Origin of the sequence: Azospira inquinata (assembly GCF_018905915.1) — a bacterium.
In the GTDB taxonomy this organism is placed as follows: Bacteria; Pseudomonadota; Gammaproteobacteria; order Burkholderiales; family Rhodocyclaceae; genus Azospira; species Azospira inquinata.
The window spans coordinates 744,796-768,272 of sequence record NZ_CP064782.1 but is presented as its reverse complement, the minus strand read 5'-3'; the positions used below and the strand labels follow the sequence as shown (position 1 = coordinate 768,272).

Genomic DNA, 23,477 nt, shown 5'->3' with positions numbered 1-23,477 from the left:
TCCAAGTTTGCCTATGGCCGTTACTCTCCTTTTGAGGATTTTCACGCCCGTTGTCCCCTTGCTGTTTTTTTTAGCCCCCGCAAAACGAGGGTTCCTTGGCGGATGCCCCCATTTCCTCTCCCCCTAACCCCCCAAACTCCCCGGGGTCGTACCGAAGCGTAGGCGGAAGGCGGCGATGAAGGCGGAGGGGGAGTCGTAGCCGTGGGATAGGGCGACGGCGGTGACGCTTTCCCCCCGCTCCAGGGCGGCTAGGGAAAGGTTGAGGCGTAGGCCCTGGCGCCATTCCCGGAAGCTCATGCCCGTTTCCTGGCGGAAGCGCCGAGCCAGGGTGCGTTCCGAGGCCCCCACCTGGGCGGCCCAGGCGGTCAGGGGGCGGCGGTCATCCGGCGCTTCTTCCAGGGCTCGGCAGAGCATGACCAGGCGCGGGTCACGGGGCATGGGCAGGGTGAAGGCGGCCTGGGGCAGGGCGGCCAGCTGGTCCAGGAGCACGGCCACTAGGCGCCCCGCCGGGCCGGCTTCCTCGTAATCCACCGGCAATTCCCCGGCCGCCCGGATCAGTTCCCGGGCCAGGGGGGTGACTTCCAGTACCTGACAGGTGGTTGGCAACTGGCGGGCGGCCTCGGGGGTGAGGTAGAAGCTGCGCATTTCCGTGGGTCCGTGGCTGAGGACCTGATGGCCTTCCCCGGGGGGTAGCCAGACCCCGTAGCGGGGTGGGGCGGTAAAGTCCCCGGCGGAAGTGCGCACCCCCAGTACCCCCCGGCTGGCGTAGGAAAACTGGCCCCAGGGATGGGTGTGGGGCGGCGTCCACGTATCCACCACCAGACTTTCCCGGCGGCTGTAAAAGGGGCGGGGTAGGGTTTCCAGTTCGGGGAGTAGACGTTCTTGGGCGGCCATGGGGTGGGACGGGGAATGGGAATAAAAGGCTGTCTGTTTGTCGATATAAGTGGTCAGTTTGTCGCTAGAAAGACGGAATGGGGCCGGGTACCATGGGGCTGTTTTCATCCTCCCCGTTCACTAGTCCCCCCAATTCAAGCGTTTCCGGTGCCGCAGCCCGGCCCGGTTGGGCGGAGCCGGAGGCACAGTTTAACCGCCTTCCGGGGTGGGGCGGCGGAGGATTTTCTTTAGGGAGCGCCGTCCCTCCCGTCATCGGGTCGGAGCATTATGCCGTTAGCGTTCGGCCTCGGCGTCTGCCCCCATTCTTGCGTTGTTGGAGTTGCCCATGTCCCAGCCCAAACCCCTTGCCCCCTCACCCGCTCCCCGCCCCGGACTGGGCCGTCGTCTCCTTGGCCGCCTGCATAAGGACTGGTTCCTGGTGGGCATGTTGGGGGCCGTGGCCCTGGCCAGCCTGTACCCGGATCTGGGCAAGAGCGGCGGGGTGCTGCGGGCCGATCTGGTGACGGATTGGGGCATTGCCCTGGTCTTCTTTCTCCACGGTCTGGGCCTGTCCATGGCCAACCTGCGGGATGGGGTGATGCGCTGGAAGGTACACGTGGCGGTGCAGTGCCTGACCTACGTCTTTTTCCCCCTGCTCTGGTTCGCCCTGCGGGGCGTGGTGAGCCCCTGGATGCCCACGGGGCTGGCCCTGGGCTTTTGCTACCTGTGCGCTTTGCCGTCCACTGTGTCGTCTTCCGTGGCCATGACCGGTCTGGCCCGGGGCAATGTGCCGGCAGCCATCTTCAACGCCACCCTGTCCGGCCTCCTGGGCATTGTGTTCACCCCTTTGCTGGTGGCCCTGTTCGTGTCCACCGGGGGCCACTGGATTTCCTTGGGGGAAGCTATTCTGGGCATTGCCAAACTGCTCCTGCTGCCCCTGGTGCTGGGTCAGGTGCTGCGGCCCCTGCTCCATGCCTGGCATTTGTGCCACAAGCACTTCACCAATTTGCTGGACCGCTGGGTAATCCTGCTCCTGGTCTATAACGCTTTTTGCGAATCCGTGGCCTCGGGCCTGTGGCGCAACAATGGACTGGGGGTGATTGCCCTGGCCCTAGTAGGGGCCGGGCTGATCCTGGGGCTGGTGTTGCTCTTCAGCACCTGGCTCACCCGGCGCCTGGGCTTTTCCAAGGAGGATGAAATCGCCACCGTATTTTGTGGCTCCAAGAAAACCCTAGCCTCCGGGATTCCCATGGCCAAGGTGCTGTTCGGCGCCCATCCGGCCCTGGGCCTGATCGTGCTGCCCATCATGTTCTACCACCAGCTCCAGCTCTTCATCTGCTCCATCCTGGCGAACCGCTATGGGGCCCGCCAGGATAAGCCTAAAGCCTAGTCCTCAGGCCAGGGTCGGGTCAGCCAGGAGTTCGTCCAGCCAGCCCAACATCAGGTCGATTTCCTCCCGGCTCACATTGAGGGCGGGCATGAAGCGCAGCAGGTGGGGCCGGGGGGCATTGAGCAGCAGGCCCTCGGGCTGGCGGGCCCGGGCGGCGGCCACCAGCCGGGGCCCCCGGTCGTCGGCCAGGACCAGGGCGCGGAGCAGGCCCGTGCCCCGTTCCCCGGGCAGACCGTGGCGTTCCGCCAGCTTTTGCAGCCCGGCTCCCAGGTAATCCCCCAGGGCGACCACCGAATCGAGAAAACCGGGGGCCGTGAGAATGTCCAGCACGGCGCCCCCGGCGGCGGTCATGAGGGGATTGCCATTGTAGGTGCCCCCCTGGTCCCCAGCTTCGAAACAGCAGCATTCCTCCCGGGCCAGGAGGGCGGAAAGGGGCACCCCGCCGCCGATGCCCTTGCCCAGGGTCATTATGTCGGGGCGGATGCCCGCGTGCTGGTGGGCGAACAGCTTGCCGCTCCGCCCCATGCCGGTCTGTACCTCATCCACGATGAGCAGCAGGCCCCGCTCCGTGGAGAGCTGGCGCAGGCCCTGGAGAAATTCCCGGGTGGCGGGAATGACCCCCGCTTCCCCCTGAATGGGTTCCAGCATCACCGCCACGGTGCGGTCGTCGATCAGGGCGGCCACCGAATCCAGATCGTTGTAACGGGCCTTAGGGAAGCCGGGCACCTGGGGAGCAAAACGCTGATCCCAGCCCGCCTTGCCCGAGGCGGACATGGTGGCCAGGGTGCGGCCATGGAAGCCGTCCGTGAAGGTGATGATCTGGTGGGCGCCCTGGCGATGCACCTGGCCCCATTTGCGGGCCAGCTTAATGGCCCCTTCATTGGCTTCCGCTCCGGTGTTGGCGAAAAACACCCGCTCCAGGCCGGAGGCCTGGGCCAACCCCTGGGCCAGGGCCAGGGCCGGGGCGTTGTAAAAGGCCGGGCTGGGATTGATGAGCCGGGCGGCCTGGTCGGTGATGGCCTGGACCAGGGCCGGGTGGCCGTGGCCCAGGCAATTCACCGCCCAGCCCTGAATAAAGTCCAGATACCGCTTGCCATCCCCGTCGGTGAGCCAGGAGCCCTGACCGGCAACGAATACCAGATCGGGGCGGGGGGTAATCCACATGAGGGAATTTTGGGCGGCAAGGGATGGGGCCATGGAACAAACTCCTTTGGGTTGGCAGAAAATAAAAAGGCCACGGGTAACCGTGGCCTTGGGAAAAACGGGGGACGACTGAGGGCTTCAGGCGTCGGAAAGGAAGGCGCAACGGCACGGCCGGTCGAAGGACCGGCGCCGTCGGCGAATCAGGAAGAGGGGGGCGAAATGGCTTGCCATGGGGCAAGTCTGCCACAGCCGGGGGGAGAAACAAAGCCCGGCTGGGGCGAGGGAAGGCGCGCCGACCCGGGGCCGGCGCGGGAAATTACAGGCGGAAGCGGGCGATGCTGGCCTTGAGATTGTCCGAAATGGCGCCCAGATTTTCGGCGGTGCTGGCCACGGTCTGGACCGCCGCATTGTTGTCTTCCGACATGCGGGCGATGCCTTCCACATTGCGGGCCAGGTCCGTGGAGGCAGCCCGCTGTTCCCGCAGGGCCAGGGAAATTTCCCCGATGGACTGGCGTACCGAGTCCGTGGCCTGGCAAATGTCCAGCATGGCGCCGGAGGTTTTTTCCGCCATATCCACCACTTCTCCCACTGCATTGCGGCTGGTTTCCATGCTGGCCACCACGGATTGGGCATCGTTTGCGATGGTGGCGATGGTGCTGGAAATATCCTGGACCGACTTGGTGGTCCGCTCCGCCAGCTTGCGCACCTCGTCCGCCACCACGGCGAAGCCCCGGCCCTGTTCCCCGGCCCGGGCGGCCTCGATGGCGGCGTTTAAGGCCAGGAGATTGGTCTGGTCCGCCACGTCCTTGATGACCACCGCAATGCTGCCGATTTTCTGCACCTGGTCGGAGAGCACCAGAATGTCCCGGGAGGTGACTTCCACGCTGCGTTTCACTTCGTCGATGTACTTTGCGGCGGAGCGGGCCACGTCGCCGCCCCCCTGGGCGATGCGCCCCGCTTCTTCCGCGTTGCCCGCGGCGTCCTCCGCATTGCTGCCGATGTGATCCACGCTCACGGTCATTTCCTCAATGGCCGCAGCGGCGGAGGAGGTGGCCTGGGACTGGGTTTCCGAGCTTTCCGCCACGGTGTGGGAGCTGGCGGAAAGCTGGCTGGCGGAGGCGATGAGCTGCTGGGCGTCCCCAATCACCGATTGCATGGTGCCCGCCAGATCCCGGCGCATGGCTTCCATGGTCTGGAGCAGCAGGTCCAGCTCGTCCTGGGGCTGGGCCGCCAGGCGAATGGGGGTGGCCAGATCGCCCCCCGCCACCCGGCCCAGGGCATCCTTGGCCTGTTCCACCTTAGTGCCGATGCCGTGGGCGATCATGCCCGCCAGCACCAGCCCGGCCACCAGGCTAATGGCGCAGGCCAGGCCCAGGATCAGATAGGCGCTCCGGTATTCTCCTTTCGCTTCTTCCTGGGCTTCCGCCATGCGCTGCTGCTGGAAGTCCTGGCCCTTTTGCAGGGCCTGGATGAAGGCGTGGTCCGCCGGCATGAAGTCGTTATAGAAATAGGCCAGACTGCGGGACTGATCCCCGGCCTGGATCAGTTCCAGCAGGGGGGCGTATTTGCTGGCTAGGGCGTTGCGGGCGGTCTCGATTTCCGCCAGGGGCGCCTTTTCCTCTTCCTCCGTGGCCAGGGCCTGGAGCTTTTCCTGGGCGGCCCCGTTCTGTTGCCGGATGTCGGCCACGGACTGGAGGTATTGGCGGGCGGTCTGGGCATTCCCCGCCAGGATGGCCCGGGTGAGATAGCCGCTCACTTCCAGGGCCCGGGTGTGCATGGTGGCGGCCAGCTGGATGCGCACATAGCGTTGCTGCACGATTTCATCCAGGGTGCCCACCAGCCGGGAAAGCTTTAAGGCGGTAATGCCGCTGGAAAGGAGCATCAGGGCGAGGAGGGCATAAAAACCGCCGAGAATCTTACGTTTGACCGTCCACTGCATGGTTCAGACCTTACTTACTTGAGGGTTTCTTTGGCCGAGGGGCGCTGTCGCTCCCGGATCAGAGGGGAAGGGGTTTCCCGGAGAAAGGTTTCCACTTCCAGGGGAGGGGATACCCAGGGCCCCTGGACGATCTGGCATCCCAGTTCTTCCAGGGCCGTGGCCTGGGCGGCGTTGCTGACCCCGGCGGCGATAATGACCAGGCCCAGTTCCCGGCCCATATCCACCAGGGCGCTGACCAGGGCCCGGCTGTAGGGGCTTGCCGGCAGGTCCGCCACCAGGGGGGCGGCGATTTTCACCGCATCAAAATGGAAGCGGTGCAGCAGTTCCAGGTTGGAAGCTCCGGCGCCGAAATTGTCCAGAACCAGGCGGAAGCCCTGCTGGCGCAGCCGCTCCATGGTGGCGTGGCCGGTCTGGGGGGGATTGATAAAGGCTTTTTCCGGGAATTCCAGGGCCAAATCCGTCGGTGCCAGGCCGTTTTCCGCCAGGCAGCTGGCCAGGAATTGGCCGAAGCCCCGCAGATACAGCATGCTGGGGGTGACGTTGAGGGCCAGCATGAGGGAGCCCCCCTGCTTTTTGCGCAGCTCCCGCAGGGTCTTGCAGCTGGCCTGGATGAGGAAATGGCTGAGGGTGTCGATCTGGCCGCTCTGCTCGGCGATCTGCAACAGGCGGGGGGCGGGGATTTCTTCCGTGCCCTGGAACCAGTGCAGGGACACCTCGGCGCAGGCGACCGGGCTGCCGTCCAGGTGGCGGCGGGGCTGGAGATGGAGGCGCAGGTCGCCGTTTTCCAGGGCGCTGCGTAGCTGGGAGGCGGTGCTTTGTACGTGGCTGGCGGCTTGGCGCATGGCCTCGTTAAAGCAGCGGGTCACATTGCCCCCGTCCGCCTTGGCCCGGTACATGGCCTGGTCGGCGCAGCCGATCAGGGTGGTCATTTCTAGCCCGTCATCCGGATACCAGGAAATGCCGATGCTGGCCCCCAGCCGGTGTTCCACCTCGCCGATGCGGATGGGTTCCTGCAAGGCCTGGAGGGCCTTCATGGCGAGCAGGACGCAGCTTTCCTTTTCCTTCAGATCGGGCACCAGGATGACGAATTCGTCGCCGCCGAAGCGGCTCACCGTGTCGGTCTTACGGAAAATGTGTTCCAGACGCTGGGCCACCCGCTTCAATACCTTGTCCCCGACCCGGTGGCCGTAGGTGTCGTTGATGGCCTTGAACCGGTCCAGATCCAGGAATAGCACCCCCAGCAGGGTGTGTTGCCGGTAGGCCCGGGCGATTTCCTGACGGCCCCGGTCTTCCAGCAGGGTGCGGTTGGCCAGGCCGGTGAGGGGGTCGTGGAGGAGGCGCACGGAAAGGGGCTGCTGGCCCGCCGGGTCGCCAATGAATACGTCGGAAAAGAGCACTACGTAAAGGCGCCGGGTTTCCTTGGGGGCGCGGAAGGTACGGGCGATAACCCAGCTGCGCACCCGGCTGCCGTCCTTGCGGCGCAGCTGGCCCTGGTTGAGCCAGCGCCCATCCCGGTCCACGTCCGCCATGATCCGTTCCATGGCCTGTTCCCCGTGGCGTCCGGCGATGAGGCGGGCGGCGGAAAGCCCCAGCAGCTCTTCCCGGTCGTAGCCCGTGAGGCCCTGGGCGTAACGGTTGGCAAAGCGGATCAGGCCGTTTTCATCCACCCAGACAATGCCCAGGGCGAATTCTTCCATGCAGGCGGCAATGCCCCCGTTTTCAGCGCTTTCCGGGTCTGCGGGGCGCAGGGCGGCTTCCGCCCCCTGGCCCGAACTGCTCTTACGGATCAGTTCCACCCGGTTGGTCACGTCGAATTTGCGGAAAATGCGCCCGGCGTGGGTGCGCACGGTCCAGAAGCTGATGCCCAGCCGTTCCGCGATCTGCTTGTCGGAATGGCCCCCGGCCATGAGTTCGTACACCGACCGTTCCCGTTCCGTGAGGGAACGAATCCGGTCCCCCAGGCCCGCGTCCCCATTCTGCTGGCCGCCCCCATGGATGGCCTCCAGATTGCGGATGTAGAGGCCCAGGGTGTCGGCCTGGATGGGCTTTTCCACATAGAGATTGGCGCCGGAACGCAGGGCTTCCACCCGCCGGGCCTCGTCCAGCAGGCCGGAAATAACCACGATGGGCATGCGGTTGCGCAGGCCGTGGCTGCGGATGTAGCGGATTACCGCATTGCCGGACTGGCCCTGGGCCAGCACCAGATCTACCACGGCCAAATGCCAGTCTTCCGCCTCCACCTGGGCCATGGCCTCTTCCGCCGTGGAGGCCAGCACCGCCTGGTAACCCAGGTCGGCCAGGACGCATTGGAGAAACTTGGCCTGGGCCTTGTCGTCTTCCACCAGCAGGGCCCGCTTCATGGGCGCCGGGGTGAGGCTGGTTTCGTGCTCCCGGGCGATGCGCAGGTAAAAGCCGAAATCTTCCAGGTGGTCCTTGTAGAACACCTCGGTGATGCCGTCCTGCATGGCCTGTTCCGCCATTTCCGGGGTGCCGGTGGTGAGCAGCATGATGGGAATCTGCTGCTGGTCTTCCCGGCGCCGGATTTGGTCCACCAGATCCTTATAGCTTTCCGCCCCGATCAGGGCGGCGCAGACCACCATGTCGCAGGGGTGATGGTCCAGATGGGCCAGGGCCTCCTCCACGGAAATGCAACCGTGGGCGCGCCACCCTTCGTCCTTGGCAGTTTGGGCGACGATGGCACGGAAGGTGGCGGAGGGATCGATGTGAAGCAGACGGGCGGCGGGATGGCGCATGACAATTCCCAGGTGAGGGTTAATCTCACCATTATTATGGCTTTTCTAGGCAGGCGGATGTTCGGCTAGGGTGGCCTCCCGCACAATCCCTAGCATTAGCTATTTCTGATTATGTTCGACCAGGCGCTATGCCTCATGGATATTGGCTCTCCGGGGAGGAGGCCGTTCAGGGGGCGGAGGGGGATGCCCCGGGGCGAGGCTAGGGGGAAGAAGGCATTTCCGGCGGCCAGGATTGCCGCCGGGGCAGAAAGGGGCGGACTCCAGGCCCGCCCCCAGGGCTTAACAGTGGTGGCGCAGGCGGTAATCCGCCAGTTCGGCAATGCTCAGCAGGGGAAAGCCGTGGCTGGCGGCGAACTCTGCCAGGGCCGAGCCCTTCATCATGGTGCCGTCCGGGTTCATCAATTCGCAGAGCACGGCGGCGGAGGCAAAGCCTGCCAGCCGGGCCAGATCCACCGATCCTTCCGTGTGGCCGCGTCGCCCCAGTACCCCCTGGGAATGGGCCCGGAGGGGAAAGACGTGGCCGGGCCGGGCCAAATCCTCGGGACGGGCGCCTGCCCGGGTAGCGGCCTGGATGGTGGTGAGCCGGTCCCGGGCCGAAACCCCGGTGGTTACCCCTTCCCGGGCCTCAATGGTGACGGTGAAGGCGGTGCCATAGCGGCTCTGGTTATCCGCCACCATGGGGGGCAGGTCCAGGGCCTGGGCTTGGGCTTCCTCCAGGCAGAGGCAGACGATGCCGCTGCACTCCCGGATGAACAAAGCCATCATGGCTTCGTCCATGGTGGCGGCGGGGATCACCAGATCCCCTTCGTTTTCCCGGTCCGGGTCATCCTGCAAAACCACGGCCAGGCCCTGTTTCAGGGCCGCCAGGGCCCGGTGTACGGCTTCATCCACCTGCTCTGGAACCAGTTGAGCGGGAGTGGGGGCGGGACGGCCCAGGATTTGGGGGGACAACATGTGGGACATGAAACGCTCCTGACAAAAAAGGGACAAGAAACGTTTCAGGGGGAGGCGCGCAAAGGCCGGGACCCCAATGCGGGGAACCGGCCGGAACCGGGGGGCGGGGCGAGCCAGCGCCGGTCCTTGGGGGACCGGTCGCCTTTTCCCATGGGCCAGACCACCCGTTCCCGAAGGAGGGACGGTGGGGGGATGGGGCGGCAACGGGCAATGCTCCGCCCGGGGTGGAGGACGCAAAACATCCCCCGCCCCGGGTTCCTGGCGGCGTCTTCTTTCATCCGGACTGTGACCGTCGGCTCCGGTTTTACACCGGATCTGCTGACCTTTTTCCCCAAACCGCGGGAAAAAGCGCTCGCGGGCTCGGCCCACGGGGAGCCTTACCGCCGGTGGGGAATTTCACCCCGCCCTGAAGACGAACGATGCCGGGCTTGAAAGCCCGGCCCGGCTATTCTAGCGCGGTAAGGTAGGAGGACCAAACGGAGGAAGGAATACTTATTCCTTCATACCGGTATGCGCTGGAAATACCGGTTTCTCCCTTGGATCAGTGCGTACCCTATTTGGGCTTCACCAAAAAAGTCGCAACAAGAGATAAATTACATCACAAAAAGCAAGGCCATATCTTATGGCTTGATTAGCTAGTGCATTGAAAATTATCTGGATTTTGTAGTTATTGGAAAATAACGGCTAAGTTCCTTCGAGTGTTCTTAACACCAAAAGCCGGGAGCTATTATTTTTTGTTGTGATGCTATTTTATTGGCTTCTCTTCCGCTAGGTCGATGGAGGAGTTATATTTGCGACTCTGGTTGTCTGTTTGTGGGGATTTTATTCTGGCTTTAATGTTCTTGAAGAAATTTTCTATTGTGAGAAAAAGATGAAATATGTTTCATTAAGCTCTCGGCGATATATTTGCGTTCTTTCTCTATTCCTTGGGGCGTGCGCTGGGGGAACTACCCATTATGAATACAAAACTTATATACCTCCTGAGACTGGGCCAAAAGCTACTCTTGTAAACGAGTTGGAGCCAGTCTTGCAAAAGAATGATAGGGCGAGTCTGACAATTGGTTTGGATAGCTGTGCTGCTTTGCATGATAGCAACGGTAAAAAAGATAAGGTTTATCACTATGGCAATTTATTTGAGATGAAGGCTGGCGATTATCAAACGGGGAAAGAGATTCAGGTGCCAACGGATGGGCCAATTTTTATTTCCTATTCAAGTAGTTCGCGTCGCTCTTCGGGGGATGCGGTGTGCAGTGTTGTATTTGGTGGGCAGCTAGAAGAAGGTAGGCGATATAAAGTTATTGGCGGTGCTAGTGTTATTAAAACTAATGCGTTACTGTTTTCTGAAAAGCTGGGTTGCAGCTTGGGGGTTATAGATGCTGAAACATTGCAACCCGTTAAAAGAATAAGTAAGCTTTGCCAAGATTGATTGCTTTCTGTTTGGTTGTGCTTGTGCTGAATTTTAATGTCAGGGGGGGCTATTTCCTATTCCGTAAATTATTCGGAGTGGGTAAGTTTTAATCTGTTGGCTTGGGTAATAGAGGCCGAGCAAAGATTTGATGGGTTACAAGTAATTGATCAATGCTTTTTTTCCACTTTTTCCCCCATCAAAAAAAATGATGTCCCGCCCCCAGCCAATGGGGGCGCCGGGTTGGTGGGTGCGGTGCAGCAAAAGCGGAATTATTCGGCTCCCTTTTCCCCCGGGGAAGCGCTAGCATGGCGCCTGATTTTTCCCTTTGATGGCCCTTTATGCCCCCTTTCTCCCTTCCTGCCGCTGCCGGCCCCTGGCCCCGGGCCATTCTCATTGACCTGGCCGGGGTGCTCCATGTGGGGAACCAGGCCATTCCGGGGGCGGTGGAAGCCCTGGGGCGGCTCCGGGCCACGGGTATTCCCCTGCGTTTTCTCACCAACACCACCCGTTCCCCCCGGTCCGCCCTGGTGCGCCTGCTCCAGGGCCTGGGCTTTGATATTCAGCCGGAGGAGCTGCGCACGGCGGTTCAGGCTACCTGCCAACTGGTGAAGGACCAGGGGCTCCACCCCTACTATCTGGTCCATCCCGATATTCGGGAGGAGGTGGGGCCGGACGGGGAAGAGCCGGATGCGGTGGTGCTGGGGGACGCGGGCTCCTATTTCTCCTTTGACGCCATGAATAAGGCCTTCCGCCTCATCATGGCGGGCCATCCTTTTATCGCCATGGCCCGCAACCGCTATTTTCAGGAGGCGGACGGCCTGACCCTGGATCTGGGGGGCTTTGTGGCCGCCCTGGAATGCGGGGCCGGAGTGGCGGCGGAGGTGGCGGGTAAACCGGCCGCCCTGTTTTTCCTCAGCCCCCTGCGGGAACTGGGGGTTCCCCCCGGGGAAGCGGTGCTGATCGGTGACGACTGGCGGGACGACGTGCTGGGAGCCCAGTCCCTGGGCATTCCGGGCATTTTGGTGAAAACCGGCAAATACCGGCCTGGGGACGAAACCCGCATGTCCCCCGCCCCCGCCAAGGTGGTGGCGGATTTCCCCGGGGCCGTGGATTATTTGCTGAGCCTGATGCAGGTTAAGGCCTGATCGGCGCCGGGGGCCTCCCTGTAAGGGTCTCGGGGAGGCGTTGCCGCCAGGCTCCGCTAGCGCCGACGAGGGCTGGGCAGCGGCAGGGCCACCTCTCGGTGACGCTGCCTGGGCGTTTTCCTTTTCCCTCTTTTCTTCCACTCCCCGACTCTCCGAGGGGCATTGGGCATCCCGCCTGGGTTTTAGGCCGCCCCCTTCTTTTCTGGGGGCCCGGCCCAGGTGGCGCGTGCCTCCGGCTTAGTCCGCCGTTTGTCCCCCGTTTTCCCTTGCCCCGTCTTCCGCTGCCGGTTGGGGGGCAGCGGGGCCCCTTCCTTCCCCGGTTGTCGTCTCCCGATCCCAATAGGGTTCCGGGCCAAAGTGCTGTTTCAGGTGGTCGATGAGCAGGCGTACCTTGCGTTGCAGGTGACGGCGGTGGGGGGTGAGGGCCACCAGATCCGCTTCCGGCAGCCGGTAGTCGGGCAGGACCCGCTCCAGGCGCCCGGCTCCCAGGGCTTCCCCGATGTCCCAGGTGGATTTGATGGCAATGCCCAGACCCGCCTCGGCGGCGGCGCCGATCACTTCCCCGTTGTTCACCACCAGATTGCCCCGCACCTTGACCCGGTGCAGCTGGGTGGGGCCCTGGAGGCGCCAGCTCTGTTCCCGAATGCCGGGCCGGTCCAGGAGCAGGCAGTTGTGCCCGGCCAGGTCTTCCGGGGTCTGGGGGCGGCCATGGGTGGCCAGATAGGCCGGGCTGGCGCAGAGCACCCGGCGATTTACCGCCAGGGGAAAGGCCACCAGCCGACTGTCCGGGGCGGCGCCGATGCGGATGGCCAGATCCAGCCCTTCTTCCACCAGATCCACCACCGCGTCCGTGAGCAGCAGGTGGATTTGCACCGCCGGGTAGCGGGCCAGGAACTGGGGCAGGGCGGGGGCGATGTGGCGGCGGCCGAAAGAGGCGGAGGCGGTGAGTTTGATGATCCCGGCGGGCTGGCTTTGTTCGGCCCGGATTTCCGCCTCCGCTTCCCGCACCTCTTCCAGGATGTTGCGGCAGCGCTCGAGAAACCGTTCCCCCTCCGTGGTGGGGGTGAGGCGCCGGGTGGTGCGGTGGAGGAGACGGGCGCCCAGGCTGGCTTCCAGGAGCTGAAGCCGTTTGCTCACCTGGGCCGGGGTGGTTTCCAGGCGCCGGGCGGCGGCGCTCATGCTGCCCGTATCCACCACGGCCACGTAGAGGGCCAGATCGGTGAGGCGGTCCATGGTCGGCTCATTATCAATGAAATGTTGAAAATTATATGCCGAAACGGCGCTTTTTCTCTGGGGTGCCCGGGGCCATAATGGTTCCCGATTGCTTTCCCACGGTAGCCGCCCCGGACGGGCGCGGCGAGGAGAATTCCATGAGCGAACTGCTGTTTTCCCCCTTCCGCCTTGGCGCCCTGGAGCTGCCCAGCCGCATCGTCATGGCCCCCATGACCCGCTGCCGCACCAGCCAGCCCGGGGACATCCCCAACCGGCTGATGGGGGAGTACTACGCCCAGCGGGCCGGGGCCGGGCTGATCGTCAGCGAGGCCACCCAGATTTCCCGCCAGGGCCAGGGCTATTCCTGGACCCCGGGCCTGTACACCGCCGCCCAGGTGGAAGGCTGGCAGGGGGTGACGGATCAGGTGCATCGGGCCGGGGGGCGGATTTTCGCCCAGCTCTGGCACGTGGGGCGCATGTCCCACTCCGTCTTCCACGCCGGGGCCCTGCCCGTGGCCCCCACCGCCCTGGCGCCGGACGCCCAGGTGTGGGTGGCGGGGGGGGACGGCCAGGGCCACCTCCTGGATTGCCCCGTGCCCCGGGAGCTGCGCCAGGAGGAAATCCAGGGCATTGTCCTGGACTACCGGCGGGCGGCCCTGAATGCCCTGGAAGCGGGCTTTGACGGGGTAGAAATCCACGGTGCCAACGGCTATCTCATCGACCAGTTTCTGCGCACCACCTCCAATCGGCGCCAGGACGATTACGGCGGCAGTCGGGAAAACCGGGCCCGTTTTCTCCTGGAAGTGACCCGGGCCGTGGCGGAGGCCGTGGGCCCCTCCCGCACCGGGGTGCGGCTGGCCCCCTACATCACCGCCCGCAACATGAATTGCCCGGACATCATTCCCACCATTCTTTATGCCGCCGGTGAGCTGGATGCCTTGAAACTGGCCTATCTCCACCTCTCCGAGGCGGATTGGGACGATGCCCCCACGGTGCCCGATTCCTTCCGCCAGGACCTGCGTCAGGCCTTCCACGGCGCCATTGTGGTGGCTGGCCGCTACGACCGGGCCCGGGCGGAGGCCGTGCTGGGTGCCGGATACGCGGATCTGGTGGCCTTTGGCCGCCCCTTCATCGCCAACCCGGACCTGCCCCGGCGCCTGGAGGAAAACCTGCCCCTGGCCCAGCCGGACCCGGCCACCCTGTTTGGCGGCGGAGAACAGGGCTACACCAGCTATCCGGGGTATTTCCCAGCCTGATTCGGGGCCGGAAGGGGGGAGCTGGATGCCCGCTAGCTTCCGCTGCCCGTCTGCCGCCCATTTCCAGCAGGACCCGGCTGGTTGGAAGGTGAGGCGGGGGGCGGTGGCCCACCAACATTGGTGCCGCCCCCTTCCCAAAAAATGGCGGGAGAGCCAGGCAGGGCGGCCTTCTTCTCTGCCCTACCCCTGTTAGCCCCTAGGGATCAGCCTGAGAGGGTTATGGGGTCATAGAGTGGCGGATTAAGCCAATCTTTAACCCATTCCCCTGGAACCCGGCTCCCTCAGCCCATGGGCCGGGGGCCAAAGGCTAGATCGCCTATCCATGCCCCTGGGCGCCCAGTTTTTTCCTCATATTTTTCAACCCCATCTTTTCTTAGGAGATTGCCCCATGAACGCGCCCCTGACCCTCGCCCCGGAAGCCATTCTGGAGGCCTTCCGCTTTCGCCACGCCTGCAAGGTGTTTGACCCGGCCCGGAAAATTCCGGAGGACCAGTTCCAGGTCCTCCTGGAAGCGGCCCGCCTGTCCCCCAGCTCCTTCGGCATGGAACCCTGGCAATTCCTGGTGATCCAGAATCCGGCCCTGCGGCAGAAGCTTTGGGGGCCGGCCTGGGGCGCCCAGACCAAGCTGGATAACGCCAGCCACTTCGTCATCCTTCTGGCCCGCACCGGCCTGGACATGCGCTATGACAGCCCCTACATCGCTCACCATCTGGCGGCGGTGGACCAGTTGCCCCCGGAGGTGGCGGACAAGCGCCGGGCCGTGCTGGGCAATTTCCAGACCCAGGAATTCAAGCTCCTGGAAAGCGACCGGGCCATCTGGGACTGGGCCGCCAAGCAGTGCTACATCCCCCTGGCCAATATGATGACCGTGGCCGCCCTGCTGGGCATCGACTCCTGCCCCATCGAAGGTTTCGATCCGGAAGGCGTCACCGCCGTTCTGGCCGACCAGTGCGCCATGGACCCGGCCCACTTCCGCCCCGCCCTCATGGTGGCCTTCGGCTACCGGCAAAATCCCCAGCCGGAAAAGCGCCGCCAGTCCATGGCCGAGCTGGTGCGGCGCTTCGACTAAAGCGGACCGGGCGGTCAGCCCTTGGGACCGCCGCCCATAAAAAAAGCCCCGGCCTTGGCCGGGGCTTTTGCTTCCTTGGGGTTGGGGTGACGCTTTGTTATTCCATGGCCTCGTAGAGGGGCAGGGTGAGGAACTCGGGGAAGTCTTCGCTCAAGCTCATGGTTTCGAAAATCCCGGCGGCCTGGTCGTAGGTCTCGGTCTTTTCCCCCTGGGCGGTCACCGTGGCTTTCACCTTGGCCAGTTCTTCCGGGATCATGGCCCGCACCATGTCGGCGGTCACCTTGCGGCCGTCGTCCAGGACGCCCTTGGGGCTCACCACCCACTGCCACACTTGGGAGCGGGAGATTTCGGCGGTGGCCGCATCTTCCATCAGGTTGTGGATGGGCACGCAGCCGTTGCCAGCCAGCCAGGAGCCCAGGTAGTGGATGCCCACGTTAATGTTGTTGCGCAGGCCGGTTTCCGTAATGGGCTGTTCGGGCTGGAAGTTGAGCCAGTCCTTGGGCCCGAAGCTGCCTTCCACCTGCTTGGCGAACTGGTTGGGCTTGTCCCCCAGCACCTTGACGAACTCTTCCATGGCGATGGGCACCAGACCCGGGTGGGCCACCCAGCCGCCATCGTAGCCGTCCTTGGCGTCCCGGGCCTTGTCCCGGCGAATGCCGCCCAGGGCCTTTTCGTTGGCTTCCGGATCGCCCTTGATGGGGATCAGGGCGCTCATGCCTCCCATGGCCGGGGCGCCCCGCTTGTGACAGGCCTGGACCAGGGCCAGGGCGTAGCTGCGCATGAAGGGCACTTCCATGGTGATGGCGCCCCGGTTGGCCAGGCAGAAGTCCTTGTTCTTCTTGAATTTCTTGATGCAGGAGAAAATGTAGTCCCAGCGCCCGGCGTTCAACCCGGCGGAGTGTTCCCGCAGCTCATAGAGGATTTCTTCCATCTCAAAGGTGGCCAGGATGGTTTCCACCAGCACGGTGGCCTTGATGGTGCCCTGGGGCAGGCCGATGTGGTCCTGGGCCATGACGAAAATGTCGTTCCACAGCCGGGCTTCCAGATGGGATTCCATCTTGGGCAGGTAGTAGTAGGGACCGGCACCCCGGGCCAGCTGTTCCTTGGCGTTGTGGAAGAACACCAGGGCAAAGTCGAAAATGCCGCCGGAAACCCGCTGGCCATCCACGGTCACGTGCTTTTCGTCCAGGTGCCAGCCCCGGGGACGGATTTGCAGGGTGGCGATTTTGTCGTTGAGCCGGTATTCCTTGCCTGCCTCGTTGGTGAAGCTGATGTTGCGGCGAATGGCGTCGAACAGATTCACCTGGCCCTGGATCTGGTTGTACCAGTTGGGGCTGTTGGAATCCTCAAAGTCCGTCATGTAGGAATCGGCGCCGGAATTGAAGGCGTTGATGATCATCTTCCGTTCCACCGGCCCGGTGATTTCCACCCGACGGCAGTGGAGGGCGGGGGGCACGGGGGCCACTTTCCAGTCCCCTTCCCGGATGTGCTTGGTTTCCGGCAGAAAGTCGGGCATTTCCCCCGCGTCCATGCGGGCCTGGCGGGCGGCCCGGGCCTTCAGCAGCTCCTGGCGCCGGGGTTCAAAGGCCCGGTGCAGCTTGGCCACCAGTTCCAGGGCCTCCCGGGTAAGGATTTGGTCGAAACGGGGCAGGAGGGGGCCGGTAATGGCCACGCCGGCGGGAAGATTCAGACTCATGGTGGCTCCTTGTTGAAAAGTGGGTACGGTGACTAAAGAAAGTAGGTCTTACGAAAATAAATCAGGGTCAGCAGGGTGCCCAGGCCGACCACCAGGGCTTTAAGCCAGGGGCCCGGGATGCGCCGGGCTAGGCGGGCGCCGCCGTAGCCCCCGGCCAGACCGGTGACCAGCATGAGCAGGGCATGGGGCCAGCTGACCGCCCCGGCGATGATGAAGGTCAGGGCAGAAACGGCGTAATTCAGGCCAGAAGTCAGGTTTTTCAGGGCATTGAGTTCCTGCATGTCCTCAAAGCCCTGGATGGACAGGGCCGCCAGGGTCAGGATGCCCATCCCGGCGCCAAAGAAGCCCCCATACACGGCCACCGCCAGTTGCAGGAGAGCGCCCCCGGGACTGCCGGGGCGCCGATCCCCTTGGACGGCGCCCAGAAACCGTTGCTTGCCCCGGGCCACCAGATGGGCGATGGGGCGGCTGAAGGCGAATAGCTCGGTGGCGATGAGGAGCAGCCAGGGAATCAGCCGGGAAAAAGCCGCGTCCCCCGTGGCCAGAAGCAGCAGTCCCCCCGCCAGCCCGCCCACCAGGGAGAACAGGGCCAGAACCAGGGCCCAGGAGCCATGGCGCCAAGCTTCCCGGCGATAGGCCCAGGCGCCGGCCAGACTGGCCGGGCATAGGCCCACCGTGTTGGTGGCATTGGCCATCACCGGGGGCACCCCGGCGGCCAGTAGGGCCGGAAAGGAGAAGAAGGTGCCGCCTCCGGCCAGGGCGTTCATGCCCCCGGCCAAAAAGGCGCCCCCGCCCACCAGGAGCCATTGGCTGCCCATCATGCCGTTTCCTCCCCTTGCAGCCAGGTCACCAGATCGGTGAGGCGGCGGCCCCGGGCCGTGGGTTCCACGTCCAGGGCTTCCAGGGGCTGGCCTGCCCGGTTCACCCAGAAGCTGGTGTAGCCAAACCAGGTGGCCCCACAGGCATCCCAGGCATTGGCGGAAACAAAGAGAATGTCCCGGGCCGGGCAGCGGAAGGCGTCGGGCCCCAGCTGGTACACGGCAGGGGCGGTCTTGTACTGACCCACCGTGTCGGCGGAGAGAAGGTGGTCAAAGAGCCCGGCCATGCCCGCGCTTTTGACGGCGATTTCCAGCATTTCCGGGCTGCCGTTGGAAAGAATGGCCAGGGGCAGGCCCAGGGCTTTCAAGGCTTTCAGGGCCCCCAGATTTTCCGGAAAGGCGGAGAGGCAGGAATACTGGTGCATGAGCCGGGCCCCCTTGTCCGCCCCCAGGTCCAGCCCCAGGCTGGCGGCGGCGAAGTGCAGGGCATCCTGGGTGATGGCCCAGAAGGGCTTGTAGCGGCCACTCATACTGCGGATGCGACTGTAGTCGATCTGCCGTTCCCGCCACAGCCGGGCCAGGGCCTCCCCCTTGCCAGGGAAGAGCTGCTCCGCCAGAGCGCCCACGGAATACACGTCGAACAGGGTGCCGTAGGCGTCGAAAGCGATGGCGGTAATGGGGCGTTGCAGGGCCATGGTTTTCCACCGGAGGGGAGGGAAAAAAGGCGAGGGGCATAGCCTTGCCTCGGTTGGAAAACAGTGTATTGTTGCCCGAGGTAAAAGATAAGCCCCATAAATCGGTAATGATTTTTTACTTTTTGTATAAATAGCCCATGGATACCTTCAAGCAGATTTCCGCCTTTGTGGATGTGGCGACCCAGGGCAGTCTTTCCGCCGCCGCCGCCCGGGAAGGGGTCACCCCGGCCATTATCGGCCGCCGCCTGGATGCCCTGGAGGCCCGCCTGGGGGTGCGCCTGCTGATCCGCACCACCCGCAAGCTTTCCCTTACCTTTGAGGGCACGGCCTTTCTTGAAGATTGCAGCCGTATTCTCAACGATCTGGCCAATGCGGAGGCTTCCGTGAGCCTGGGAGGGGTGAAGGCGGCGGGCCACCTCAAGGTGTCCGCCCCCGCCGGTTTCGGGCGGCGCCATGTGGCCCCCCTGGTGGGGGAATTCCTGGAAAGCAATCCGGAGGTGACGGTAAATCTGGACCTGTCAGACCGGCTGGTAGACCTGGTGAACGAGGGCATCGACTGCGCCGTGCGCATCGGGGAATTGTCTGATTCCAGCCTGGTGAGCCTGAAACTGGGGGAAATGCGCCGGGTGGTGGTGGCCGCCCCCGCCTATCTGGCCCGGACCGGAACGCCCCGGACCCTGGAGGAGCTGGCCCGCCATGAATGCCTGTCCCTGGGGCCCCAGCGGGGCTGGACCTTCAGCGATCCGGAGCGGCCCGGGGAAACGGTGATGATCAAGGTGAGCGGGCGCCTGGAATGCAATGACGGGGCCGTGCTCCACGAATGGTCCCTGGCCGGGATGGGCCTTTCCTGGCGCTCCATGTGGGAGGTGGGGCGGGATTTGGCGGCGGGGCGCCTGGTGCCCGTGCTGGATGAGCTGGCGGCGCCCCCCGTGGGCATTTACGCCGTTTTTCCCCAGCGTCGCCATCTGCCCTTGCGGGTGCGGCTTTTTATGGACCACCTGAAAAACACCTACGGCAATCCGGAATACTGGGAACGGCAGGCCTGAAAACGAAACCGCCCCGGGAGACGGGGCGGGGATGGGGGAACGGGCAGGGAAAGCTCAGAGGGACTGGGCGATGTGCTCCAGATCATTCACGTTCTGTTCCAGGTGGATCAATTCCACCCCCAGGGCGTCCCGCATGGAAATGACCCCGACGGCTTCCCCGTCGGCGGTCACGGGCATGTGGCGGAAACCGCTGTCATGCATGACTTCCATGGCGTAGCTCAAAGGCCGGTCCGCTTCCATACAGCGGGGATGGGCGGTCATGACCCCATCCACCGGGGTGGTGTCCGGGTCCAGGCCCACGGCCAGCACCCGGTTGAGAGCATCCCGCTCCGTGAAAATACCCTGGATTTTTCCCCGTTCCATCACCAGCACCGCGCCTACCCCGGTCAGGGTCATGGTCTGGGCGGCTTTACGGACGGTGGTTTGGGGACTGACGCTGACGGGCGGGCGGTTGGAGATCACATCACGAACAAGGCGCTGCGGCATGGTTTGTCTCCTTTCCTATACTGGAAATATTCTGCTGGGCGTATCGCCTAGCCCCGGCAGCGGGGGAGACGATCCCGTCTATCATACGACTTTCAGTATAGGCGTGGGGTAAACCTGGGGGCCTCAGGTTGCCTTGGCGTTGCCCCCGAACCGGTCCGCCAGACGGAAGGCCAGGGGATTGGCCATGATGGAAAGAATGGCCGCCGCCAGGATCAGGGTGTAACCCCGCTCCGGCAACAGTTCCAGGCTCAGGCCCAGGCTGGCCAGGATGAAGGAGAATTCCCCGATCTGGGCCAGACTGGCGGAAATGGTCAGGGCCGTGGCCTGGGAGCGGCGTCCCAGGCGGACGATGGCCCAGGCGGCCAGGGATTTGCCCACCAGGATAATGAAGCAGGTGGCCAGCACGGCCAGGGGCGCTTCCAGGAGAATCCGGGGATCGAAGAGCATGCCCACGGAGACAAAAAATAGCACGGCAAAGGCGTCCCGCAGGGGCAGGGATTCCTCCGCTGCCCGCTGGCTGAATTCGGATTCAGCCAGCACCATACCAGCGAAAAAAGCTCCCAGGGCAAAGGACACCCCGAACAGTTGGGAGGCCCCGTAGGCCACCCCCAGGGCGGTGGCCAGCACCCCCAGGCGGAACAGCTCCCGGCTGCCGGTCCACACCACCCGTTCCAGCATCCAGGGGATGAAGCGGCGGCCGATGAGGAGCATGACGGCCACGAAGGCGGCGACTTTGCCCAGGGTGAGGAGCAGGGTGAGCCCCAGGCTGGTGCTGCCCTGGGCGCTTTCCTTGCCGCCGAGAAAACCGGCCAGGGCGGGGAGCAGCACCAGGGTCAGGACCATGGCCAGGTCTTCCACAATGAGCCAGCCCACGGCGATGCGGCCATCCTGGCTGTCCACCTGGTCCCGTTCCTGGAGCGCCTTGAGCAGTACCACGGTGCTGGCCACGGACAGGGCCAGGCCGAAGACCAGCCCGGCACCGGGCTTCCAGCCCCAGCCGTAGGCCAGGCCCGCCCCCATCAGGGTGGCCAGGGCGATCTGGGCCAGGGCGCCGGGTACGGCGATGGTCCAGACGGAGAGCAGGTGCTTCAGGGAAAAATGCAGGCCCACCCCGAACATCAGGAGAATGACCCCGATTTCGGACAATTCCTGGGCCAGGGACTGGTCCGCCACATAGCCGGGGGTGAAGGGGCCCACCAGGATACCGGCTACCAGATAGCCGATCAGGGGTGGTAAGCGCAGGCGCAGAGCCAGGCTGCCGAAGGCAAAGGCCAGAACCAGACCGGCGACGATGGTGGAGATGAGGGGAGTCTCGACGTGCATGGGGCTCCTCGATATGAGTGTGTCTTTTCAAGATACCACAGGCATTCCGAGGGCTTTGTACTGGCTTGTATCAGGCGGGCTGGGGACGGCGTTCTCTGGGAAGGGCCCCGTTGAGCGGGCAAAAAAAAGCCGGTACCACCGGTACCGGCTTTCCCTGAATGGAGGGAGAAGGGATGATGCAAACCGTTCTTTAGTGGAACTGCTCTTCTTCCGTGGAACCGGTCAGGGCGGTCACGGAGGAGACGCCCCCTTGGATCACCGTGGTCACGTCGTCGAAGTAGCCGGTGCCCACTTCCTGTTGGTGGGAAACGAAGGTGTAGCCCCGGTCCCGGGCGGCGAATTCGGGCTCCTGCACCTTTTCCACGTAGGCGGACATGCCGCGCTGGGCGTAGTCCTGGGCCAGATCGAACATGTTGTACCACATGGAGTGGATGCCGGCCAAAGTGATGAACTGGTACTTGTAGCCCATGGCGCCCAGTTCCCGCTGGAACTTGGCGATGGTGGCGTCGTCCAGGTTCTTCTTCCAGTTGAAGGACGGGGAGCAGTTGTAGGCCAGCATTTTGCCCGGGTGCTTGGCATGGACCGCTTCCGCGAATTTGCGGGCGAATTCCAGATCCGGGGTGCCGGTTTCACACCACACCAGGTCCGCGTATTCGGCGTAGGCCACGGCCCGGGAGATGGCCTGATCCAGGCCCTTCTTGGTCCGGTAGAAGCCTTCCGCGGTCCGTTCGCCGGTGCAGAAGGGCAGGTCGTTGGCATCCACGTCGGAGGTGAGCAGATCGGCGGCTTCCGCGTCGGTCCGGGCGATCACCAGGGTGGGGACCCCCATGACGTCGGCGGCCAGACGGGCGGCGATCAGCTTCTGGATGGCTTCGGCGGTGGGCACCAGCACCTTGCCCCCCATGTGGCCGCACTTCTTCACGGAGGCCAGTTGGTCTTCCCAGTGCACCCCGGCAGCGCCCGCCCGGATCATGGACTTCATCAGTTCATAGGCGTTCAGCACGCCGCCGAAGCCGGCTTCCGCGTCGGCCACGATGGGGGCGAAGTAATCCACATGACCCTTGTCGCCGGGCTGGATGCCCTTGGACCACTGGATCTGGTCGGCCCGTTGGAAGGCGCTGTTGATCCGTTCCACCACGGTGGGCACGGAATTCACCGGATACAGGGATTGGTCCGGGTACATGGCCATGTAGGAGTTGTTGTCAGCGGCCACTTGCCAGCCGGACAGGTAGATGGCCTTAATGCCCGCCTTGACCTGCTGCATGGCCTGACCGCCGGTGAGGGCGCCCAGGCAGTTGATGTAGTCTTCCGTGTGCAGCAGTTCCCAGAGCTTTTCCGCGCCAGCCCGGGCAAAGGTGCTTTCAGGAACCAGGGAACCGCGCAAACGCACCACGTCGGCAGCGGTGTAACCCCGCTTGATACCCTTCCAACGGGGATTCTCGGCCCAGTCTTTTTCCAGCGCAGCGATCTGTTGTTCGCGAGTGGTCATCTTTGGTTCCTCTCTAAATGTCGTGGGGGATGGTTTCGACTTCCCTCTACAACGGTCCGTCGATGGGAAAAAAGTATAGCGACAAAAGGAGCTGGGGAATCATGTCTTATATAAGACAGAAGACATTATTTTTTCTATTTAAATCATCATATTAAAATTGCATTTTCATATTGCGAAACGGCGTTTGCCGGCGTGAAATGACCGGGGCCGGTGCAGGGCGGTATTCCGGCGCCGCCTCGCCGCTTCCCCAGGCCCTACAGCAGGGGCGTGGCGGAAACCAGAATGCCATCTTCATCAGCGTAAAGCCATTCATCCGAATGGAATGTTACGCCGCCGAAGGTGACGGGCACGTTATTCTCCCCCACGCCTTTCTTAATGCTCTTCTGGGGATGGGTGTCCAGGGCCCGGACGCCCAGGTCGATGCGGGCGATTTCCGCCGAATCCCGAATGCAGCCATAGACCACAATGCCTTCCCAGCCCTTGTCGTTGGCAAGAAACGCCAGCTGGTCGCCGAGCAGGGCGCAGCGCAGGGAGCCGCCCCCATCCACCACCAGTACCTTGCCTTCCCCAGGCTGATTCAGGGCTTCCCGTACCAGGGAATTGTCCTCGAACACCTTGAGGGTGACGATGCGCCCCACAAAACGGGGACGGGCGCCGTAGCGCTTAAACATGGGGGTGACCACCCGCAGGGTCTTGCCGATGGCAGACTCGTGGGCGTCGCATAAATCCGGGGTGGTGAAGGTCATGATGGTCTCCGTGAAAAGCCGGTCCTAGTTGCCGGT

19 protein-coding genes and 1 riboswitch are annotated in these 23,477 nt (G+C 63.9%); of the genes, 6 read left to right on the top strand and 13 right to left on the bottom strand.

From position 1 onward, the window contains the following. Positions 1–123: 123 nt before the first annotated feature. Entirely contained in the window at positions 124–894 is a 771-nt protein-coding gene (locus tag Azoinq_RS03370; protein WP_216126101.1) for an AraC family transcriptional regulator, read from the bottom strand. A 325-nt stretch (positions 895–1,219) separates the two neighbouring features. Between Azoinq_RS03370 and Azoinq_RS03365 the strand changes: the two genes are divergently transcribed. Further along, on the top strand, positions 1,220–2,263 hold the full coding sequence (locus Azoinq_RS03365; protein WP_216126103.1) for a bile acid:sodium symporter family protein: 1,044 nt from the start codon (positions 1,220–1,222) through the stop codon (positions 2,261–2,263). Between the two features lie 3 nt (positions 2,264–2,266). On the opposite strand, the gene Azoinq_RS03360 is transcribed toward Azoinq_RS03365, so the two are convergent. From Azoinq_RS03360 to ribB, 4 genes are all read right to left on the bottom strand, one after another. Further along, positions 2,267–3,460: an acetylornithine transaminase gene (locus tag Azoinq_RS03360; RefSeq protein WP_216126105.1), complete on the bottom strand. Its 1,194-nt coding sequence runs from the start codon at positions 3,458–3,460 to the stop codon at positions 2,267–2,269. Positions 3,461–3,722: 262 nt separating this feature from the next. Continuing rightward, positions 3,723–5,345 carry a methyl-accepting chemotaxis protein gene (locus Azoinq_RS03355; protein ID WP_216126106.1) on the bottom strand — a complete coding sequence of 541 codons (1,623 nt, stop codon included), beginning with the start codon at positions 5,343–5,345 and terminating at the stop codon, positions 3,723–3,725. A gap of 14 nt (positions 5,346–5,359) precedes the next feature. Beyond that, entirely contained in the window at positions 5,360–8,098 is a 2,739-nt protein-coding gene (locus Azoinq_RS03350) for an EAL domain-containing protein (RefSeq protein ID WP_216126109.1), read from the bottom strand. A 279-nt stretch (positions 8,099–8,377) separates the two neighbouring features. After that, entirely contained in the window at positions 8,378–9,061 is a 684-nt protein-coding gene (gene ribB / locus Azoinq_RS03345) for a 3,4-dihydroxy-2-butanone-4-phosphate synthase (protein WP_232368542.1), read from the bottom strand. 253 nt (positions 9,062–9,314) lie between these two features. Further along, positions 9,315–9,470: riboswitch (FMN riboswitch) on the bottom strand. 609 nt (positions 9,471–10,079) lie between these two features. On the opposite strand from ribB, the gene Azoinq_RS03340 reads away from it, so the two are divergent. Both Azoinq_RS03340 and Azoinq_RS03335 read left to right on the top strand, forming a co-directional pair. Then, complete coding sequence (locus tag Azoinq_RS03340; RefSeq protein WP_216126113.1) at positions 10,080–10,478, top strand: hypothetical protein; 399 nt, start codon at positions 10,080–10,082, stop codon at positions 10,476–10,478. Between the two features lie 320 nt (positions 10,479–10,798). After that, on the top strand, positions 10,799–11,605 hold the full coding sequence (locus tag Azoinq_RS03335; RefSeq protein WP_216126125.1) for a TIGR01458 family HAD-type hydrolase: 807 nt from the start codon (positions 10,799–10,801) through the stop codon (positions 11,603–11,605). Positions 11,606–11,842: 237 nt separating this feature from the next. Here Azoinq_RS03335 and Azoinq_RS03330 read toward each other — a convergent pair whose 3' ends face one another. Continuing rightward, positions 11,843–12,838: a LysR family transcriptional regulator gene (locus Azoinq_RS03330; protein WP_216126145.1), complete on the bottom strand. Its 996-nt coding sequence runs from the start codon at positions 12,836–12,838 to the stop codon at positions 11,843–11,845. Between the two features lie 137 nt (positions 12,839–12,975). On the opposite strand from Azoinq_RS03330, the gene Azoinq_RS03325 reads away from it, so the two are divergent. Then, positions 12,976–14,073 carry an alkene reductase gene (locus Azoinq_RS03325; protein WP_216126148.1) on the top strand — a complete coding sequence of 366 codons (1,098 nt, stop codon included), beginning with the start codon at positions 12,976–12,978 and terminating at the stop codon, positions 14,071–14,073. 388 nt (positions 14,074–14,461) lie between these two features. Next, positions 14,462–15,142, top strand: coding sequence for an NAD(P)H-dependent oxidoreductase (locus Azoinq_RS03320; protein WP_216126150.1), 681 nt, complete (start codon positions 14,462–14,464; stop codon positions 15,140–15,142). 97 nt (positions 15,143–15,239) lie between these two features. On the opposite strand, the gene aceB is transcribed toward Azoinq_RS03320, so the two are convergent. From aceB to Azoinq_RS03305, 3 genes are read right to left on the bottom strand one after another with little or no spacing between them, the layout of a single operon-like run. Next, positions 15,240–16,838: a malate synthase A gene (gene aceB / locus Azoinq_RS03315; protein ID WP_216126152.1), complete on the bottom strand. Its 1,599-nt coding sequence runs from the start codon at positions 16,836–16,838 to the stop codon at positions 15,240–15,242. Between the two features lie 32 nt (positions 16,839–16,870). Continuing rightward, positions 16,871–17,659: a sulfite exporter TauE/SafE family protein gene (locus tag Azoinq_RS03310; protein ID WP_216126154.1), complete on the bottom strand. Its 789-nt coding sequence runs from the start codon at positions 17,657–17,659 to the stop codon at positions 16,871–16,873. Beyond that, positions 17,656–18,351 carry a haloacid dehalogenase type II gene (locus tag Azoinq_RS03305; RefSeq protein ID WP_216126156.1) on the bottom strand — a complete coding sequence of 232 codons (696 nt, stop codon included), beginning with the start codon at positions 18,349–18,351 and terminating at the stop codon, positions 17,656–17,658. The genes Azoinq_RS03310 and Azoinq_RS03305 overlap by 4 nt, the downstream gene beginning before the upstream one ends. Positions 18,352–18,488: 137 nt before the next feature. Here Azoinq_RS03305 and Azoinq_RS03300 point away from each other — a divergent pair, with 137 nt between their 5' ends. Next, a complete protein-coding gene (locus tag Azoinq_RS03300) occupies positions 18,489–19,397 on the top strand; it encodes a LysR family transcriptional regulator (protein WP_216126158.1) in 909 nt (302 codons plus the stop codon). A gap of 54 nt (positions 19,398–19,451) precedes the next feature. On the opposite strand, the gene Azoinq_RS03295 is transcribed toward Azoinq_RS03300, so the two are convergent. The 4 genes from Azoinq_RS03295 to rraA form a co-directional block, all read right to left on the bottom strand. Beyond that, entirely contained in the window at positions 19,452–19,883 is a 432-nt protein-coding gene (locus Azoinq_RS03295; RefSeq protein WP_216126161.1) for a CBS domain-containing protein, read from the bottom strand. A gap of 123 nt (positions 19,884–20,006) precedes the next feature. Next, entirely contained in the window at positions 20,007–21,206 is a 1,200-nt protein-coding gene (locus Azoinq_RS03290) for a cation:proton antiporter domain-containing protein (protein ID WP_216126164.1), read from the bottom strand. A 190-nt stretch (positions 21,207–21,396) separates the two neighbouring features. Then, entirely contained in the window at positions 21,397–22,695 is a 1,299-nt protein-coding gene (aceA, locus tag Azoinq_RS03285) for an isocitrate lyase (RefSeq protein ID WP_216126167.1), read from the bottom strand. Positions 22,696–22,949: 254 nt separating this feature from the next. After that, the gene (gene rraA / locus Azoinq_RS03280) at positions 22,950–23,441 is read right to left on the bottom strand and encodes a ribonuclease E activity regulator RraA (RefSeq protein ID WP_216126170.1); all 492 of its coding nucleotides are present in this window, start codon (positions 23,439–23,441) and stop codon (positions 22,950–22,952) included. Positions 23,442–23,477 lie beyond the last annotated feature (36 nt).